15 protein-coding genes are annotated in these 17,748 nt (G+C 62.3%); 9 read left to right on the top strand and 6 right to left on the bottom strand.

Annotated elements, in window-relative coordinates:
• Positions 1 to 4: 4 nt before the first annotated feature.
• From AQZ50_RS15490 to glmM, 5 genes are all read right to left on the bottom strand, one after another.
• Entirely contained in the window at positions 5 to 955 is a 951-nt protein-coding gene (locus AQZ50_RS15490) for a M48 family metalloprotease (protein ID WP_082703707.1), read from the bottom strand.
• Positions 952 to 1,725, bottom strand: a complete 774-nt coding sequence (gene thiD / locus AQZ50_RS15485) for a bifunctional hydroxymethylpyrimidine kinase/phosphomethylpyrimidine kinase (RefSeq protein ID WP_067747533.1) — start codon at positions 1,723 to 1,725, stop codon at positions 952 to 954. Before thiD ends, AQZ50_RS15490 begins: the two co-directional genes overlap by 4 nt.
• Complete coding sequence (locus tag AQZ50_RS20150) at positions 1,722 to 1,943, bottom strand: DUF1272 domain-containing protein (protein WP_082703699.1); 222 nt, start codon at positions 1,941 to 1,943, stop codon at positions 1,722 to 1,724. The genes thiD and AQZ50_RS20150 overlap by 4 nt, the downstream gene beginning before the upstream one ends.
• A gap of 73 nt (positions 1,944 to 2,016) precedes the next feature.
• Positions 2,017 to 3,066: a glycosyltransferase gene (locus tag AQZ50_RS15480; protein ID WP_231730334.1), complete on the bottom strand. Its 1,050-nt coding sequence runs from the start codon at positions 3,064 to 3,066 to the stop codon at positions 2,017 to 2,019.
• Between the two features lie 547 nt (positions 3,067 to 3,613).
• Complete coding sequence (gene glmM, locus AQZ50_RS15475) at positions 3,614 to 4,951, bottom strand: phosphoglucosamine mutase (protein ID WP_067747530.1); 1,338 nt, start codon at positions 4,949 to 4,951, stop codon at positions 3,614 to 3,616.
• A gap of 85 nt (positions 4,952 to 5,036) precedes the next feature.
• Between glmM and AQZ50_RS15470 the strand changes: the two genes are divergently transcribed.
• Positions 5,037 to 6,386 (top strand): dicarboxylate/amino acid:cation symporter, encoded by a 1,350-nt coding sequence (locus tag AQZ50_RS15470; RefSeq protein WP_067747528.1) that lies wholly within the window; start codon positions 5,037 to 5,039, stop codon positions 6,384 to 6,386.
• Positions 6,387 to 6,514: 128 nt separating this feature from the next.
• Positions 6,515 to 7,132 carry a superoxide dismutase gene (locus AQZ50_RS15465; protein ID WP_067747527.1) on the top strand — a complete coding sequence of 206 codons (618 nt, stop codon included), beginning with the start codon at positions 6,515 to 6,517 and terminating at the stop codon, positions 7,130 to 7,132.
• Between the two features lie 45 nt (positions 7,133 to 7,177).
• On the opposite strand, the gene AQZ50_RS15460 is transcribed toward AQZ50_RS15465, so the two are convergent.
• The gene (locus tag AQZ50_RS15460) at positions 7,178 to 8,305 is read right to left on the bottom strand and encodes an AI-2E family transporter (protein ID WP_231730333.1); all 1,128 of its coding nucleotides are present in this window, start codon (positions 8,303 to 8,305) and stop codon (positions 7,178 to 7,180) included.
• A gap of 369 nt (positions 8,306 to 8,674) precedes the next feature.
• Between AQZ50_RS15460 and gmd the strand changes: the two genes are divergently transcribed.
• The 7 genes from gmd (at position 8,675) to AQZ50_RS15425 (ending at position 17,714) form a co-directional block, all read left to right on the top strand.
• The gene (gene gmd / locus AQZ50_RS15455) at positions 8,675 to 9,802 is read left to right on the top strand and encodes a GDP-mannose 4,6-dehydratase (RefSeq protein ID WP_082703706.1); all 1,128 of its coding nucleotides are present in this window, start codon (positions 8,675 to 8,677) and stop codon (positions 9,800 to 9,802) included.
• A 4-nt stretch (positions 9,803 to 9,806) separates the two neighbouring features.
• Positions 9,807 to 10,763: a GDP-L-fucose synthase gene (locus tag AQZ50_RS15450; protein ID WP_067747524.1), complete on the top strand. Its 957-nt coding sequence runs from the start codon at positions 9,807 to 9,809 to the stop codon at positions 10,761 to 10,763.
• Positions 10,764 to 10,815: 52 nt separating this feature from the next.
• A complete protein-coding gene (locus tag AQZ50_RS15445; protein WP_067747523.1) occupies positions 10,816 to 12,042 on the top strand; it encodes a WcaI family glycosyltransferase in 1,227 nt (408 codons plus the stop codon).
• Between the two features lie 148 nt (positions 12,043 to 12,190).
• The gene (locus tag AQZ50_RS15440; protein WP_067747522.1) at positions 12,191 to 13,492 is read left to right on the top strand and encodes a UDP-glucose dehydrogenase family protein; all 1,302 of its coding nucleotides are present in this window, start codon (positions 12,191 to 12,193) and stop codon (positions 13,490 to 13,492) included.
• 382 nt (positions 13,493 to 13,874) lie between these two features.
• The gene (locus tag AQZ50_RS15435; RefSeq protein ID WP_067747521.1) at positions 13,875 to 15,239 is read left to right on the top strand and encodes a lipopolysaccharide biosynthesis protein; all 1,365 of its coding nucleotides are present in this window, start codon (positions 13,875 to 13,877) and stop codon (positions 15,237 to 15,239) included.
• The gene (locus AQZ50_RS15430; RefSeq protein WP_067747520.1) at positions 15,236 to 16,810 is read left to right on the top strand and encodes a GMC oxidoreductase; all 1,575 of its coding nucleotides are present in this window, start codon (positions 15,236 to 15,238) and stop codon (positions 16,808 to 16,810) included. Before AQZ50_RS15435 ends, AQZ50_RS15430 begins: the two co-directional genes overlap by 4 nt.
• A complete protein-coding gene (locus AQZ50_RS15425; RefSeq protein ID WP_067747519.1) occupies positions 16,803 to 17,714 on the top strand; it encodes an aldo/keto reductase in 912 nt (303 codons plus the stop codon). The genes AQZ50_RS15430 and AQZ50_RS15425 overlap by 8 nt, the downstream gene beginning before the upstream one ends.
• Positions 17,715 to 17,748: the final 34 nt, after the last annotated feature.

The following is a 17,748-nucleotide window of genomic DNA, read 5'->3' as shown; positions in this document are numbered from 1 at the left end:
GGCGTCATTCGGTCTCGCGCCGGAAATGGTGCGCCCAGTCTCCGTCGGGTGCCGCCATGAGAGCCGCGCGCTCGTCTGCGATAATTCGCGCACGCTCGCGCCAGTTGCCATGGGTGGGGTCGATGGCCAGAAAGCCCTGGTGACGGGCCATGACCGTGCGCTGATAATTGATCGCGGCTTCGGGCGGAAAACCGGCGTTGGCCAGCAACCAGACCGAAAGGCGATCCGCTTCGTGCTCTGTGTGAAGGGCGACAGCGGTGGAGCCGTGGCCAGCGATCAGGATCGCCTGATGATCGAGCACAGCATGCGCCATTTCGTGCGCAATCATCGCGGCGAGCAGATCATGATCGCCGCCGGTTTCGGCAATATGACGCCGACCGATCCAGATTTCATCGCGCACTGACCGGGCATAATTCCTGCCGTCATCGACTTCCACCGTGACGTGGCATGCCGGTATGGCGGATACCGGGATGACGCGGCCATCGCCGGTCGTCAGAATGACCGCGCCGTCGCGCGCCGAGGCATCATCGAGCATGGCCTGTACGCGGGCGAGGCGTGCGAAGGGTGTACGCGGCGACGGCGCGGGGATCGCGGCGAGCGGTTTGCCGTCGATCGCCGCAACGGTCGTGTTGACAGTCAGGCCCGCCGCCGTGCCGGGGCCGGTCAAGGCCAAGGCGCCGATGAAAATGTCACCGGAGAGGCCATAGGCGGCGCGCGCTGCCGCCGGATCTGCAAAAACGGCGGTGTCTTGCAGCTGGATGCCTGTGGCTGTCGTCGTTCTGGCGCAATAGGCCGCGTTTGCAGTCTGCAACCGCCATGCGATCGACAGAACCAGGCTGTCGTCACGTTCAAGATCGTCGACGGGTTGCGCAATCGCGGTGCCGTTCACCAGCAGCTGAGCCGCAGCGAGAGCCACGATCCAGGCGATGGCGCGACGCACGGCGTTGCGCGTCATCCGCAGGGCCATGACCGGGCAAGCGCCGCGTGGCCGAGCGGCCCATGCCCTTTTCCGAGACCGGGGGCGGCAAGCAGGGCTGCACGCACCAGCGCCCGCGCATCCGCCACAGCCTGTTCGATCGGTGCGCCCGCGCCTAGTCGGGTGGCGATGGCGCTCGATAATGTGCAGCCGGTGCCATGGGTATGGCGGGTGACGATGCGCGGCGCCGTCCACACCAGATCGTCAGTACCGGGCCGGACCAGTCGGTCGATCACGTCGACGCCTTCGCTGTCGCCGCCTTTGGCCAGATAGGCGATCCCGCGCGCGCGCATCCCGGAATCCCCGCCCAGCGCGGCCAATTCGGCCACATTCGGCGTGGTCAGCGTTGCCAGCGCCATCAACCGCTCAAAGGCAGCGATGGTGGCGCCATCGGCCAGCGTCGCGCCGCTGGTGGCGATCATCACCGGGTCGAACACGATCGGGACGCGCAGCGTTTCCAGTGCTTGCGCCACTACTTCGGCAATCGCGGGCGATCCCAGCATGCCGATCTTGACCGCATCGACGCCGATGTCGTCAATGCAGGCATTGATCTGCGCTGCGACCATCGCTGGACTGACGGCATCGACCATGGCGACACCGCACGTGTTCTGCGCGGTCAGGGCGGTCAGGGCGGTCATGGCGTAGCCGCCAAGTACGGTGATCGTCTTGATGTCGGCCTGAATTCCCGCGCCACCGCTGGAATCGGAGCCTGCAATTGACAGAATTCTCGGCGGTTGCGCCGTGATCATGACCGGTGTCGCCGCGCCGAGGGCGGGTGCTGCGCCTGCAGTGCGATGGTGCGGGTCGGTCGGTCCGTCAACTCGCCGCCGCAATTGGGGCACCGATCGTCAAGCACGTCGGCGCACTCGGTGCAGAACGTGCATTCGAACGAGCAGATGAAAGCGCCGGGGGCTTCGGCGGGAAGATCTGTTCCGCAACGTTCGCAATCGGGGCGCATTTCGAGCATGGAAGGGACTCGTCGTTGTAGGGCTGGCGTCGTTGTAGGCGGGGGGCCGGTGCCGCTTGTTCTGAAGCCCTGTCTAGCCGGAAACGACTTCCCGGTACACATCGAGATAGCGGGGGAAAATCATGTCGGACGAATAGGTTTCGGCATTGGCGGAGCCTTGTTCGCGGATCCGGACAAAGTCCTCGTGTGCCGCCGCGATGGCGGCGGCAGCCTGAGCCGGATTTTCCGGATCGACCAGTATTGCACCGTCGCCGGCCACGCTGCGCATCGGTTCGCGATCGCTGGTGACGACAAGGCAGCCGCTGGCCTGCGCTTCGATGATCGGCCAGCCAAAGCCTTCGGCCAGCGAAATGAACAGCAAAGCCTCGGCTCCGGCGTAAAGCGAATGCACGTCCTCGTCGGTCAGATTGACGCGCACATCGATACGATCGCGCACCGGGCTGCGGTCGATTTCGTCCTGCAGATCGCCATCGGGCATTTTGCCGGCCAGGACCAGGCGGTGCTCCGAAAACATGTTGAACCGGGCAAGTTCACCGAACAGCCGGACAACCCCGGGGCGGTTCTTGTAAAAATTGTTGTTGCCCAGATGCAGGAAATAGGGGGCTGCCGGGGGCGATTGCCGGGCGAGCGGGGATGGTGCCCCCTGGAATCTGGGATCAAGCGCGTTGGGGATCAGAGTCAGCGTTGCGTCTTTTCCGGCGATCCTGAAAAAATCATCCGAAGTCGCAGCGGAAACAGTTGTGACATGCCGCAAACGACGCAATCCACGCAAGTTGAGCCGTTGCAGAATCCCGCCCCGCATCGTGCCGCGGTTTTGCGAATATTCGCCGAGCGCCATGCGGACAGCGAACAGATCGTGACAGGTGAGGATGGTCTTGTGCGCGCCGATGACCGGCAGATAGAGCGCATTGGATTGATCGGCTATGTGTACCACACGGTGCGCGCGGGCCGATTTCAGCAGCATCAGCGGAAACAGCACAAACTTGTCGAAATAGCCGGCCAGCTTTTTCAAGCGCGGCTTGTCGCGGGCGATCCTGCCGAACACCATCGGCGGGCGCGTGACGACGACCTTGACGCCGAGTCGTTGCAGATTTTCGGCCAATGTGGCGGTGAAGCGCAGCATCGATTGTTGGTTATCGGACGCGTAATTCCCCACGAGAAGAACCGAATAATTGTGGGTTGTCATAGGTGTATCGCTAAAATTCGGTTGGTCGACCTGGCGGGGCAGGTGTTCGGGAGTATCAGATTCCAAGATTGATCCTGTCTCCAGCCTGAATTGCGCGGAGACCGTACAATCCTGGCAGAATTCGCGCTACACACCACGCGGGGCCGGATTGCCGCTCACAGAACCTGTCCTGCACCGTCGGGATGATGCTCCATTTCCGGATAGGAGTAATACCCGGATTGCGACTTTTAGTGCGATCACCCGGTAGAAGTCGTTGGTGCAACGCCATCATGTAATTGCTTCCCCGCGCCACCCACTTAAAGCTTGAAGTGTGCCAAATGATCTGCGCTGGCCCCTACAGCGCGAATAATGAGGCAATCATACGGTGTGCCCTAGCGGTGTGGCAAGGCATTTGTATGACCGGGCGCGTCGTTGCGGCAAGTGGCGCGCGGTCAACGGTGCCTTGCCTGCCGTAACGGCGTAACCGGCCATAGTTGGTGAACCATCATGTCGCCTTGCGCACGGCGGCGCAAATCCGTTCGACCACGGCGGCAACTTGCCCGGCGTCGTCACCTTCGGCCATCACCCGGATCACCGGTTCGGTCCCGGAAGGACGGATCACGAGGCGACCCTTGCCGGCAAGTTCGGCTTCCGCGTCGGCGATGACCGTCTTGACCGTCTCGTCTTCAAGCGGCTTGCCGCCCGCGAAGCGGACATTGCGCAGGATTTGCGGCACCGGATCGAACAGGTGCAGTGTCTCGCTCGCCGGTTTGCCGCTGGCGACCAGCGCCGCCAGCACCTGGAGCGCCGCGATCGTCCCGTCGCCCGTGGTGCTGTAGTCGGCCAGGATCATGTGGCCGGACTGTTCCCCGCCGACGTTGTAGCCGCCGCTGCGCATTTTTTCGAGCACATGGCGGTCGCCGACGGCCGTGCGCACAAGCTCGATTCCGCGCGATTGCAGAAAGCGTTCGAGCCCGAGGTTGGACATGACCGTGGCGACCACGCCGCCGCCGCGCAATTGCCCTTGCTCAGCCAGCCGACTGCCGATCAGGGCCATGATCTGGTCACCGTCGACCGTGTGACTCTTTTCATCGACGACGATCAGCCGATCGGCATCGCCATCAAGCGCGATGCCGATATCGGCGCGCACTTCGCGCACTTTCGCCTTGATCGCGTCGAGATGAGTCGATCCAACCCCCAGGTTGATGTTCTTGCCATTGGGTTCGACCCCGATCGCAATCACTTCGGCACCCAGTTCCCACAGGACCGAGGGCGCCACCTGATAGGCCGCCCCATTGGCGCAATCGAGCACGATGCGCAGGCCGTCGAGCCGGACATCGTGCGGCAGGCTGGCCTTGACCGCGTGAATATAGCGTCCGCGGGCATCATCGATGCGCCGCGCGCGACCGACTTCCTCGGCTGCGGCTAGGGGCAGTTCCTCTTCGAGCATCGCTTCGATCGCCAGTTCGTCTTCATCCGACAGCTTGAAACCGTCGGGACCGAACAGCTTGATCCCGTTGTCTTCAAACGGGTTGTGGCTGGCCGAAATCATCACGCCGACATCGGCACGCATTTCGCGGGTCAGCAGCGCGATGGCCGGCGTCGGCATCGGCCCCAGCAGCACGACATCCATGCCGACGCTGGTGAAACCCGCGGTCATCGCGTTTTCCAACATATAGCCCGACAGCCGGGTGTCCTTGCCGATCACCACGCGATGGCGATGTTCGCCGCGCTGGAAATAGGTTCCGGCGGCCTGCCCGACTTTCATCGCTGTTGCGGCGGTCATCACCCCTGCATTGGTGCGGCCCCGAATACCGTCGGTGCCGAAGAACTTGCGCCCCATGCTCAAACCCTCTTGAAGTCCTGCCCGGTGCAAAACACGCCGTGACGATTGCCAGCGCGCCTAACACGACTAAGTTAACCAGCGCATGAACCAGACTGACGCCCAAGGCAACGCGCCTCTCGCCTCCGACCCGATCGTGTCTGCCCCTGATCCCATCGGGTCTGCCCTTGGGAATGCCGGCGGGCTGGTCCTGCCATCGATCGCGCAAGTGCCGGCGGGCTGGACGTTTGCAGCGCTGACGATCGGGCTGGGCGGGGGCTTGTCGCTGGCGTTCGTCGCGCCCCGTGCGATGCCGGGGGTTCTGGCGGTGGCGGGGCCGGTCGGGGAACTGTGGCTGCGCGCGCTGCAAGGGACGATCGTGCCGCTGGTCGCCGCGCTGATCTTTACCGGGGTATTCCAGACGGTGCGGACTGCCAGTGCGGGCGGTATGGCGCGGCGCAGCCTGGGCTGGTTTCTTGCCGTGCTGGCGTTTGCCGCGCTGGTGGCGTTGAGCGTGCCCACGTTCCTGCTGGCGCTGGTCCCGGTGCCCGAAAGCGCGGCGGCGGCCTTGCGGGCGAGCCTTGGTGGCGCTGTGCCGAGCAGCTTGCCGGGGGTTGCCGATTATCTGCGCTCGATCGTGCCGAGCAATGTCCTCGATGCCGCAGCGAACGACCACATGCTGCCGCTGATCCTGTTCATGAGCGTGTTTGCGCTGGCGGTCACGCGACTGGCGCCGGTGCAGCGCGACTTGATCGCGTTGTTCTTTGCCGGGCTGGCGGGCGCCATGCTGGTGGTGATCGGCTGGGTGCTGGCGCTGGCGCCGATCGGCGTTCTCGCGCTCAGCCTGACGGTCGCGGCGAAAAGCGGGCCGGCGGCGGTTGGTGCACTGGCGCATTATATCGTTGTGGTGACCGCGTCGGGGACGGTGGTCTGGCTGGCGGCCTATCCGTTCGCGGCGCTGATCGCGCGCCAGCCGCTGGGGCGGTTTGTCCGCGATCTCGTGCCGGTACAGATCTTTGCGCTGTCGACGCAAAGCTCGCTTGCCTCGTTGCCGGCGATGCTGGGCGCCTGCGAACGGCTGGGCTTGCGCGCCTCGACTGCCGAATTTGTGCTGCCGCTGGCGGTTGCGCTGTTTCGTGCGACCAGCCCGGCGATGAATCTGGCCGTCGTGGTCTATGTCGCGCACTGGTACGGGGTTCCGCTGAGCGCGGGGGCAATGGTTTCGGGCTTTGTCATGGCCATACTTGTGTCGCTCAGCTCGGTCAGCCTGCCCGGCACGATCAGCTTTATCGCCTCGGTCGGGCCGATCGCGCTGGCGATGGGGGTGCCGGTCGCGCCGCTGGCCTTGCTGGTCGCGGTCGAAGTCGTGCCCGATCTGATGCGTACGCTGGGCAATGTCACGTTCGACGTTGCAGTGACCGCTGCGGTCGACCGTTTCGCCCGCGATCCGTCGTGATCGTGTTCCTCTCACGCGCTCATTGAAAATTCCGTCTGGAAAACTCGCACATAACGGGTACGGCAGCTCACAAGCCAACCGATCACCCGCCCTCGATTCCCATCGGGGGCAAATCCCACGGAGCGAATATGGCCATCATCCTTTCCCCGCTGCCTTATGCCGACGACGCGCTGGCGCCGGTCATTTCGGCGACCACGCTGCAGACCCACCATGGCAAGCATCACCGCACTTATGTCGATCGCACCAACACCGCGATCGAAGGCACCGACCTTGCGGGCAAAAGCCTGGAAGACATCGTTGCCGCCGCGATTGCGACCGGCAACAAGGGCCTGTTCAACAACAGCGCACAGACCTGGAACCACGGTTTCTACTGGTACAGCCTGAGCACCACCGCGCAGACCCCCGAAGGCGCGCTCGCCGCCGCGATCGACGCCTCGTTCGGCTCGCTCGATGCGCTCAAGGCCGAACTGGTCGCGCAGGGCACCGGACATTTTGCATCGGGCTGGGTCTGGCTGGTTGCCAAGGACGGCAAGCTGTCGGTCGAACAGACCCATGACGCGGCGAGCTATGCCGAATTGTCGGGCAATCCCCTGCTGGTCATCGACCTGTGGGAACACGCCTATTACCTCGATCACAAGAACGTTCGCCCCGACTACCTCAAGAAGGTTGTCGACGGGCACCTGAACTGGGCCTTCGCCGCCGAGAATTTCGCGCGCGGCTCGCTTTGGGCTTATCCTTCGGCATAAGCCTTTGCGCCGTCATCCGGGGAACGCCCCCGGGTGACGGCGCCATCACTCCGTTTCGGCGTCGTCGCTATCGTGCAGGCGTCCGGGTTCGAACAACGTTTCGCCAAACAGAAACCCGACCAGATTGGGTCGGCCAAGATGATCGATCAGCGCCGAAAAGGTCAACAGGATCGGCACCGACAGCAGCGCGCCGAGCACGCCCCAGACCCAGGTGAAAAAGCTGAACGAGATCAGGATCGATACCGGGTTTAGCGTAAAGCGCACGCCCAGAATCGACGGCGTGACCAGATTGGCCTCGGTCGCGTGCAGCACAAGAAAACACAGCGCCGGAATCAGCCCTTGCGCCACCGTGTTGGTTGTGCCGAGTCCGACCAGCGCAAGCAGACCAGCCATTGTCAGCGGGCCCATATAGGGCACGAAATTGAGCACGAAGGCGAGCCCGCCCCACATCACCGGTGCAGAAAAGCCGAAATAGCGCGCGCCGGCATAGACGATCAGCCCGACGCCCAGATTGATCTGCGCCACAGTCAGGATGTAGCTCGCCACCCGATCCTGCACGTCGCGCATGACCCGCGCGATGCGCACTGAAGACGAAAAGTTGGCGCGTTCGACCAGCAGCCGCCGTCGCATGCGAATGCGCGATTCGATCATGAAAAAGGTCATCAGGATCGTCAGCAGCACTTCGAGTGCAGCGCTCGGGGTCGCCAGCGCGAGTTGTTCGATCACCGAGGGCTCGGCCAGCGCGACGACCCGTGTCTGCTGGCCGACCAATGGGCCGCCGATATGCGCGATCTGCCGGTTGAATTCGCTGATCCAGGCAAAGTTTTCGCGCAGTTGGGCAAAGCGGCGGGCCGTCTCGCGCGCCATCGCCGGGACTTGGTCTACCATCTCGAAGGCCGGCTGCAGGATCACCGCCAATGCGACGATGATAATCCCGATCATTACCAGGATCGCCATGAACGAGGCCAGCATATTGGGGATGCCGATCCGCGTCAGCCGGTCGGCCAGCGGCGACAGCACGATCGACAGGACGAGCGCGGTGATCGGCGGCAGCACCACGACCGCGCCCGTCGTCAGGATGTACGGCAGGGCCAGTACCAGACCAGCCATCAGCAACAGGACGATCGAGGATTGCAGGCGGACTTGCTGGCGTCGCAAAGCATATTCGCCCACGCCGCTTTCCGCGCCGGATTCGTTCGTGAAATCCGATGAGGTCGGCGAGTTGGGCGGCGGCAACGAGCTATGGCTGGGATCGGATGGAGGCATTGTCCCTATCTGGCCTTGTTGGCAGGCGCAGGCAAGAGAGCGGTGCATGGCGCGAGGCCGTTGGCGGGGCGGGGTGCGCTTGACATGCTGTCTGCTTTGAGGGATTGAATGCTGCGGTGCAAAACGGGTTTTCGGGCCGTTTTTGTGACCAGTTCCGGGCTGGGCAAAAATATTGATCAGGTCATGTTTCTTCTGATTTAAAGGGGGCTATTTAATCCGTAATCGCAGTGGCGGTTTCAGGGTGAACCCCTTTGACGATTTGCAATGGAGTGCAGCGTGTCCGAGCGTAAAATTGCCCTTATTACAGGTATAACGGGCCAGGACGGATCTTACCTTGCCGAATTGCTTTTGGAAAAGGGTTATGAGGTCCATGGTATCAAGCGCCGCGCCTCGTTGTTCAATACGCAGCGGATCGACCATATCTACCAGGATCCGCATGAAGAGCGGCCGAATTTGCGGCTGCATTATGGCGATCTGTCCGACACATCGAACCTGACCCGGATCATTCAGCAGATCCAGCCCGACGAAGTGTACAATCTCGGCGCGCAAAGCCATGTCGCGGTCAGCTTCGAGGCACCGGAGTATACGGCCGATGTCGATGCGATCGGCACGCTGCGGTTGCTTGAAGCGATCCGCCTGCTCGGTCTTGAACAGAAGACCCGCTTTTACCAAGCTTCGACCTCCGAACTTTACGGCCTGGTTCAAGAAATTCCGCAGCGCGAAACGACCCCGTTCTATCCGCGTTCGCCCTATGCCGTGGCCAAGCTCTATGCCTACTGGATTACGGTCAATTACCGCGAAGCCTATGGGATGTATGCCTGCAACGGCGTGCTGTTCAACCACGAGAGCCCGCGCCGCGGCGAAACTTTCGTAACGCGCAAGGTCACGCGCGGGTTGGCCAATATCGCCCAGGGGCTCGAATCGTGCCTTTACATGGGCAATATCGATTCGCTGCGCGATTGGGGCCATGCCAAGGATTACGTCCGGATGCAGTGGATGATGCTGCAACAGGACGTGGCAGAGGATTTCGTGATCGCGACCGGCAAGCAGTATTCCGTGCGTGAATTCATCACCTGGTCGGCGGCCCATCTCGGCATTACGCTGACGTTCACCGGCGCCGGCGTTGATGAAGTCGGTGTGGTCGAAGCGATTGCCGGCGACGATGCGCCGTCGGTCAAGGTGGGCGATGTCGTCGTGCGCATCGACCCGCGCTATTTCCGACCCGCCGAAGTCGAAACCTTGCTGGGCGACCCGACCCGGGCCAAGGACAAGCTGGGTTGGGTGCCGCAGATCACCGCGCAGGAAATGTGCGCGGAAATGGTGGCTGCAGATCTGCTTGTCGCCAAACGTCATGCCTTGCTCAAGCGGCACGGCTTTGACGTTCCGGTTTCGTTGGAGGGTTGATCCGATGCGGGTCTTTGTTGCCGGACATCGCGGTATGGTTGGCGGTGCGATCTCGCGCAAGCTGGCCGAGCGCGGTGCGGACGTGATCACCCGGGCCCGGGCAGAGCTTGATCTGACTGATCAGGCTGCTGTGCGGGACTTTTTTGCAGGGACACGTCCCGATGCGGTGATTCTGGCTGCGGCGAAAGTGGGCGGCATTCATGCCAACAACACGTATCCCGCAGATTTCATTTATGAAAACCTGATGATCGAATGCAATGTGATCCATCAGGCCTTTGCGGCGGGCGTGCGGCGCCTGCTGCAACTGGGGTCGTCATGCATCTATCCGCGCGCCGTGGCCCAACCGATGCGCGAAGACGCGCTGCTGACCGGTGTGCTCGAGCCGACCAATGAACCCTATGCGATCGCCAAGATCGCCGGGATCAAGCTGTGCGAGAGCTATAACCGTCAGTACGGCACCGATTATCGCAGTGTCATGCCGACCAATTTGTATGGCCCCGGCGACAATTTTCACCCCGAAAACAGCCACGTCCTGCCCGCGCTGATCCTGCGGTTCCATGATGCGGCGCAGTGCGGCGCGGAAGAGGTGATGATCTGGGGCAGCGGCAATCCGCGACGCGAATTTTTGCATGTCGATGACATGGCAGAGGCATCGCTGTTTGTATTCGATCTGCCGTCGGATGTTTATCGCGCCAATACCCAGCCGATGCTGAGCCACGTCAACGTCGGGTCAGGGAGTGATGTCTCGATTCTCGAACTGGCGCAGATCATCGCCCATGTGACCGGATTTTCGGGGGGTATCGTAACCGATCCGTCAAAGCCCGACGGCACCATGCGCAAGCTGATGGATGTTTCGCGGCTGGCCGACATGGGCTGGCGCGCCTCGATCGGGCTGGAGCGTGGTATTGCCGAAACCTATCAATGGTTTCTGGATAACCGGACCGCGCTGCGCGCCGCCTAGGACGCTTTCTGACATACCCCCCCCCGCATTACAGAAACGAGTACGCCCGCGTATGAATGTCCTTGTTGTCGGGTTGAACTATGCGCCGGAACCGGTGGGCATCGGCCCCTATACCGCAGGCATGGCCGAATCGCTGGTTGCCGCTGGCCACACGGTCTGCGTCGTCAGCGGCAAGGCCTATTATCCGCGTTGGGAACTTCATCCCGACCATCGCCGCAAGGGCGTGCTGCGGTCGGTGGAAAATGGCGTGACGGTGCTGCGTGTGCCGATTTATGTGCCGCCCCGCCCAACCGGAGCCAAGCGGCTCATCCACCATCTCAGCTATATGGCAAGCGCGCTGTTTCCCGCGCTTCGCGCCAGCCGCGCCGTGCGCCCGGATGTCGTGATCTGTGTCGCGCCATCGCTGATTTCGATGGTGACGGCGCGGATCGTCGCGCGCCGGGCCAATGCGCGGCTATGGCTGCATATCCAGGATTTCGAGGTTGAGGCGGCGTTTGCCACGGGTCTGTTGAAAGATGGCGGCCTGCTCGCGCGTCTGGCCCGCGCGTTCGAGGCCTGGTGTTTGCAGGCGACCCGTATCAGTTCGATCTCGCCCCAGATGTGCGCCCGCCTGGTGGCCGGCGGCGTTGCGCCCGAACGTGTGGTCGAATTTCGCAACTGGGCAGAAATCGATGCCATCCGCCCGATGCAGACGCCATCGCCGTATCGCGCGGAATTCGGCATAACGACCGAGCATGTCGCGCTCTATTCCGGAAACATCGGCAACAAGCAGGGCATAGAGATCCTGATCGACGTTGCGCGCCTGCTCGCCCACCGCACCGACCTGACGATTGTCATCGCGGGCGAGGGGGCGTTGCGCGATCAACTCGTTGCCGCAGCCGACGGGCTTGGCAATGTGCGTTTCGAACCGTTGCAGCTGCGCGATCGACTGAGCGAATTGCTCGGCCTGGCCACGGTGCATCTGTTGCCGCAACTGGCCGGAGCGGCGGATCTGGTTCTGCCGTCGAAGTTGACCAACATGCTGGCGTCGGGGCGGGCGGTGGTCGCCACCGCGAGTGCGGGCACGGGGCTCGCCCACGAATGCGACGGCTGCGGGCTGGTGACCGAACCGGGCGACGCCCGTGCCATGGCCGCAGCGATCGAACACTTGCTCGATCATCCCGACGAGCGCGCGCGCTATGGCGCGGCGGCCCGGCTGCGGGGCGAGGAGCGATGGTCGCGCGGGGCAATTCTCGCCCGCTTTGAAACCGAACTGCGCGCCTGTGCAGAGGCCGGTTGAATCTCGCCGGGTGTTCGGAAGGTCGGGTCTATGTCAATGACCGCTGGAAAACCCGCCTCCGGACAGCTAAGGCGCCGGGGCGATTACCCGGCAGGCGACGGCACCTGTCTGGCCTGGCCATGGCAAGCATTGGGTTGAAAGAGACGATATGAAGCTGGTGATGATCGGTGCAGGTTACGTCGGTCTGGTGTCAGGCGCCTGCTTTGCCGATTTCGGACACGAAGTGATCTGCGTGGACAAGGATCAGGAAAAGATCCGCCAGCTCAATGCCGGAATCATCCCGATCTACGAGCCGGGGCTCGAACATCTGGTGAAGAACGGCCTCGCCAATTCCCGCCTGCGCTTCACCACCGAAAGCGCGGATGCGGTGGCCGGGGCGGACGCGGTGTTCATCGCGGTGGGCACGCCTTCGCGGCGCGGCGATGGTCATGCCGACATGGTCTATGTCCATGCTGCGGCAGAAGAAATTGCGCCTGCGCTGGACGGCTTTACGGTGGTAGTGAACAAATCGACCGTGCCTGTCGGAACCGGTGACGAGGTCGAGCGGATCATTCGTGCCACCAATCCCGATGCCGACTTTGCAGTGGTATCCAATCCCGAATTCCTGCGCGAAGGCGCGGCGATCGACGATTTCAAACGGCCCGATCGTGTCGTGATCGGTGGCGACAATCCACGCGGGCTGGCGGTGATGCGAGAGGTATATCGCCCGTTGGTGCTGGGGCGGTCCCACGTGGTGGAGATGAGCCGTCGCAGCGCCGAATTGTCGAAGTATGCAAGCAACGCCTTCCTTGCCGCGAAGATCGCGTTCATCAACGAAATTGCCGATCTGTGCGAAAAGGTGGGTGCCGACGTTTCCCAAGTCGCCAATGCCATGGGGATGGACAACCGGATCGGGGCAAAATTTCTCCACGCCGGCCCCGGTTTCGGCGGATCCTGTTTTCCGAAGGATACGCTGGCGCTGCTCAAGACTGCGGAGGACTTCGACACGCCGCAGCGTATCGTCGAGGCGGTTGTATCGGGCAACGAGCGGCGCAAGCGGGCCATGGGGCGAAAAATCATCGACGCGCTGGGCGGCGATGTGCGCGACCGGCGGATCGCCATTCTGGGCCTGACTTTCAAACCCAATACCGACGACATGCGCGAGGCCCCGTCGATCGCCATCATTCAGGCCTTGCAGGACGCAGGCGCCCGGGTCCATGCTCATGATCCGGCCGGGATGGAGCAGGCGAGCAGGATCCTGCCCGACATAACCTGTCACGACGACCCCTACGAAGCGATGGAGGGCGCCGAAGCGGTGGCCATCGTGACCGAATGGGATGCGTTCCGGGCGCTCGACCTTGCCCGCATGAAGCAGATCCTGCGTCGGCCAATCCTGATCGATCTGCGCAACATCTATCCGCGCGCGATCGTTGAGGCTGCGGGGCTGTCCTATTTTGCGGTCGGTCGCTAAACTGTAAAGCTTCGCAGGATAAGGGCATGTGGTAAAAAGGCGGCGCGTTGCAGGAAATGGTTAACCCATTCGGCAATGAATTGGTTGGATTTGGTCGATGTGTGTGCCGGGTGTTTCTTGCGGCGCGTCCGGGAAATTCGCCATCAATGGTAGCAACTGGTGCAGGATTGTTGTTTTGATGCTGCGCAATGCCCATTCGGGGGCGCCAGATAAGGCGGCAGTTAAAGGACATTGTCGCTTGCCTCAACGCGAACTCGCGGCTTAAGGGTTGTGACCGGGACCGACCCAATCCTTTCGGCGGTCGCCGTGACAGATGACGCAGTCCAGCCTGTGGCGATCCGCCAGGACATGTCGGATTGATTGAATTTTACAAGGTAAATCAATGCTGAGACGCGTTTTTACCGGTGTCGGGGTCAACATTTTTGACAAGCTGGTGATTGCCGTCGTGCAATTGACCGTTGTGCCGCTGCTGGCCCACGCGTGGGGCCTTCGGCACTATGGCGTCTGGGTGATGATTTCGACGGTGCCGACGTTCCTGGCGATGGGCGATCTGGGCTTTGCTACGGCGGCGGGGACAAAGATGACCATTGCCGAGGCGCGCGGGGAACGCGACGTGGTCATACGGATATTTCAAAGCGGATGGGGGGCGATCCTGATGTCGTCCGCGGTGTTCACGAGCGTCGCGTTCGCCGCCGCGTTCATGCTTCCCGACAGCTTTCTGGGGGCAGAGCCCGGCTTGTCGATAGCCGAATTGCGCCTGACCCTGCTGTTGCTGCTGCTCTATGGTATTCTGGGCGTGCAGGGATCGATCTTCTTTGCAGGCTTTCGGGCAGCAGGGCTCTTCGCGCTCGGATCATTCTGGCAGGCGCTGGTCATCGTGGTCGAAAATGTCACGATGATTTCGGTGGTGGTGCTGGGCGGGTCGTTGACTCATGCGGCGGCGGCGCTGCTCGCCGGGCGCTTTACGGGCCTCATTGGCCAGAACCTGCTTTTGCGCAGGAGCGTTCCGTGGATGGCAATCGGGCTGCGTCATGCCGAATGGAAAGAAATGCGGTCCTTGCTGGCTCCGGCCGGGGCTGTGATGCTGTTGCCGATTGCGCAGGCCTGCATGCTGCAGGGGTCGGTGCTGGCACTCGGCGCGGCGGTCGGGGCGGCGGCCGTGCCGCAATTTACCGCAGCGCGAACCTTGTCGCGGATCGGGCAGCAACTGTGCTGGACGGTCAACGCGGCGCTGATGCCCGAAGTGTCGGCCGCGATTGGCCGTCGGGATCGAGGCGCCATTACCATGATGACTTTCAGCACCATCGCGGTTTCTGCCATATTGGTCGTACCGTTTGCGCTCGGGTTTGTCATATTCGGTCGCTGGGCCGTGTGGGTCTGGAGCAACCATCTGATATTGCCGAGTTTTATCACGATTCTTGGCGTCGGCCTGAGCATCCTGTTCAGCGGTTTCTGGTTTCCCTTGTCCAATCTGATCCTGGCTGCGGACAAGCAGGGCAGTTATACCGGCATCTACGCGGCATTGGCCCTTGTTTCCCTGCCGATCAGCTATGCCGTTGCGCGCCAGATCGGCGGCGGCGGCGTTGCCTTGTCGATGGCTTTCGTTGACGGTTTGATGCTGATGCTGATCTTTCGGTTGACCGAGACGCATCTCGCCCGTCGACATGAAATTCTGGCAGCAGCCCCCAAAGCAGGCGGACACTTCCTTGCGCTGAGCAGGAAAGTCGTAGCGAGGAAGCAGATGTGATCGTTGATATCGACGAAAAAGGCGCGAGCGCATTCGAACCGGACATCATCGTCATCGGTTCCGGCCCGGTTGGCATCGTCGCGGCGGTCGCAATGGCCCGTGCCGGCAAGCGCGTGCTGATTTTGGAATGCGGCGGCCGGACGGTCGAACAGCGCGCCCAGGATCTGAATGCGGCAACGGTGGTGGGGCGGCCCCATGGTGGTGTAACTGAGGGACGCGCGCGCATCCTGGGTGGCACCTCGACGCTGTGGGGTGGCCAGTTGATACCTTTTCGCGAGATCGATTTTGCGGAACGGCCGTGGCTTGATCTGCAAAGCTGGCCGATCGATCGGGCCGATGTCGCGCCGTATTTCGTCGCGGTCAGCACGATGCTCAACCTGCCGATCAAGGAAGACAGCGAAGACGTCATCTGGTCGCGGCTGGGTATTGTCAAACCGGATCTGGGTCCGGATCTGCCGGTCATCGTTACGAAATGGCTAAAAGAGCCCAATCTCGCCCGGCTTTTCAGTGACGATCTGGCTAAAAATCCCAATCTGAGCGTTTTTCTGCACGCCAATGTGGTAGGCTTTGAAAACGACGGTGCAAAAATCACCGGAGTCAATGTGCAAAGCCCGGGCGGCCAATCGTTGGTGATCCGTGCGCCGCAAGTTGTGCTGGCCTGTGGTACGATCGAAGCCTGCCGGCTGATGCTGGCCGCGGCCAATACCAATCCAGCGCTGCCCTGGGCCGATAACCGTTGGGTCGGCGTCGGTTTTCAGGACCATCTCGACCTTCGCGCGGGATCGGTCAAGCCCATCGACCAACAGGCATTCCATGACGCTTTCGACAACATTTTTCTCAAGGGCTATAAATTCAATCCTAAAATAGCGTTGTCTTCCAGGCTGCAAGAACAACATGGCATTACCAATATCGCAGCCGTGATGACGTTCGAGAGCTCACTTTCGGAAAATCTGAACAACGTCAAAATCTTCTTGCGCTCGCTCCGTTCGGGGGTGATTCCGCCCAATGCGCGCGCGCTGCCGGCGCATTTTGCGGCACTGGCAAGGATCTGGTGGCCGCTGATCAGGCGCTATGTCCGCGACAATCGCATGTTCAACCCTGCCGACAAAGGCATCAGCCTGCGCATCCATTGTGAGCAGAAGCCAGTCGACAGCAGCCGCATTTCACTCGATTTCGGAAATCGCGACGCATTCGGTCAGTTCCGGACAAAACTCGACTGGCGGGTCGACGGTTCGGAAATCGAAACGCTGGCGGTATTCTGTGAAAAGGTCGCGGTCGAAATGGAGGCGCGCGGCCTGGCGCATGTCACTATCGATCCCGGTATCGTTGCGCGCGATCCCGCCGCGCTTGCCGCTGCGCTTGATACAAACCATCACTGCGGCGGTCTGCGCATGGCGACCAGCAGTGACGAAGGCGTGGTCGATCGCGATCTGAAAGTCTTTGGAACGGACAACCTGTATGTGGCCGGGGCGGTGGTGTTCCCCAGTTCCAGTTTTGCCAATCCCACGTTTACCGGGATGGCGCTGGCCGCGCGGCTGGCCGATAAACTCGCGCGGGGCCACTATGCTTGATACGGTCCTCGCGGGCGTTTCCACCTCGCGCATCGGTTTTGGCTGTGGCCGGCTGGTGGGCGGCGCGGCCATGAAGCAGAGCCGTCTACTGGTTGAAACCGCGCTGAATCTTGGCATTCGTCACTTTGACACCGCACCTTCCTATGGTCTTGGCAGTTCCGAAGATGTGCTGGGGGCGGTGCTGGAGGGCGAAGGCGATGTGACGGTCGTTACCAAAGTGGGGCAGGCGCGCCCCTCTGCCCCCGGGCTCAAGGCGTTTGCGCGTCAGGCACTGCGCCCCTTGCTGACGCGGGCTCCGGCGCTGCGGGCGAGGCTGGCCAAGGCGACCGCCCCGGGCGGCGCGCCATCGTATTCGCCAGGCGCTACCGAGGCTTCGCTCGCGGATAGCCTGACCCGGTTGCGGCGTTCATGCGTTACGGCGACGCTGCTCCATGAAATCGACGCGCAATCGCTGACGCCGGATGTCGCTCGGGCCATGCACGAACAGCGCGATCTTGGCCGGACACTGGCATTGGGCAGTGGCACCGGAGCGGGGCTCGATGGTCTTGTCCCCTTTGGCACGATCAGCCAGTACCGGTGGCAACCCGAGGTGACGGACTGTCCCGCCGGCGATGTGATTTTGCACGGCGCCTTGCGCCAGTTTCCGCAGCCCGATCGTTTTTCCGCCAGCCAGATCGACGGATTGCGTGCGCTGGGGCGAGAGCCGTCCGATCCGCAATGTTGGGCCGGTGTGGCCCAGACGCTGGCATTGGCCACGCATCGCGCCGCCATTCTACTGGTCTCGACGACCAGTCCGCAGCGCCTCGTGGCGGGCGTCAAGGCGATCGACTGGACGATTGTGGGATCGCCCGATGACAGCGCCGTGGCGACCATGCGCGCCGTGTTGAGCGATATGCCTGCCTGAGCATCACGCCGGGCATCCGGTTCATGGTCCATCC

Source organism: Novosphingobium sp. Fuku2-ISO-50 (genome assembly GCF_001519055.1).
Taxonomy (GTDB): Bacteria; Pseudomonadota; Alphaproteobacteria; order Sphingomonadales; family Sphingomonadaceae; genus Novosphingobium.
This window is presented reverse-complemented; position numbering and strand designations above follow the sequence as displayed.

Coding starts and splice junctions, on each gene's coding strand:
- AQZ50_RS15490 (WP_082703707.1), bottom strand. CDS start 955: ATGACGCGCAACGCCGTGCGTCGCGCCATCGCCTGGATCGTGGCTCTC.
- thiD (WP_067747533.1), bottom strand. CDS start 1,725: ATGATCACGGCGCAACCGCCGAGAATTCTGTCAATTGCAGGCTCCGAT.
- AQZ50_RS20150 (WP_082703699.1), bottom strand. CDS start 1,943: ATGCTCGAAATGCGCCCCGATTGCGAACGTTGCGGAACAGATCTTCCC.
- AQZ50_RS15480 (WP_231730334.1), bottom strand. CDS start 3,066: ATGCTGCGCTTCACCGCCACATTGGCCGAAAATCTGCAACGACTCGGC.
- glmM (WP_067747530.1), bottom strand. CDS start 4,951: ATGGGGCGCAAGTTCTTCGGCACCGACGGTATTCGGGGCCGCACCAAT.
- AQZ50_RS15470 (WP_067747528.1), top strand. CDS start 5,037: ATGAACCAGACTGACGCCCAAGGCAACGCGCCTCTCGCCTCCGACCCG.
- AQZ50_RS15465 (WP_067747527.1), top strand. CDS start 6,515: ATGGCCATCATCCTTTCCCCGCTGCCTTATGCCGACGACGCGCTGGCG.
- AQZ50_RS15450 (WP_067747524.1), top strand. CDS start 9,807: ATGCGGGTCTTTGTTGCCGGACATCGCGGTATGGTTGGCGGTGCGATC.
- AQZ50_RS15445 (WP_067747523.1), top strand. CDS start 10,816: ATGAATGTCCTTGTTGTCGGGTTGAACTATGCGCCGGAACCGGTGGGC.
- AQZ50_RS15440 (WP_067747522.1), top strand. CDS start 12,191: ATGAAGCTGGTGATGATCGGTGCAGGTTACGTCGGTCTGGTGTCAGGC.
- AQZ50_RS15435 (WP_067747521.1), top strand. CDS start 13,875: ATGCTGAGACGCGTTTTTACCGGTGTCGGGGTCAACATTTTTGACAAG.
- AQZ50_RS15425 (WP_067747519.1), top strand. CDS start 16,803: ATGCTTGATACGGTCCTCGCGGGCGTTTCCACCTCGCGCATCGGTTTT.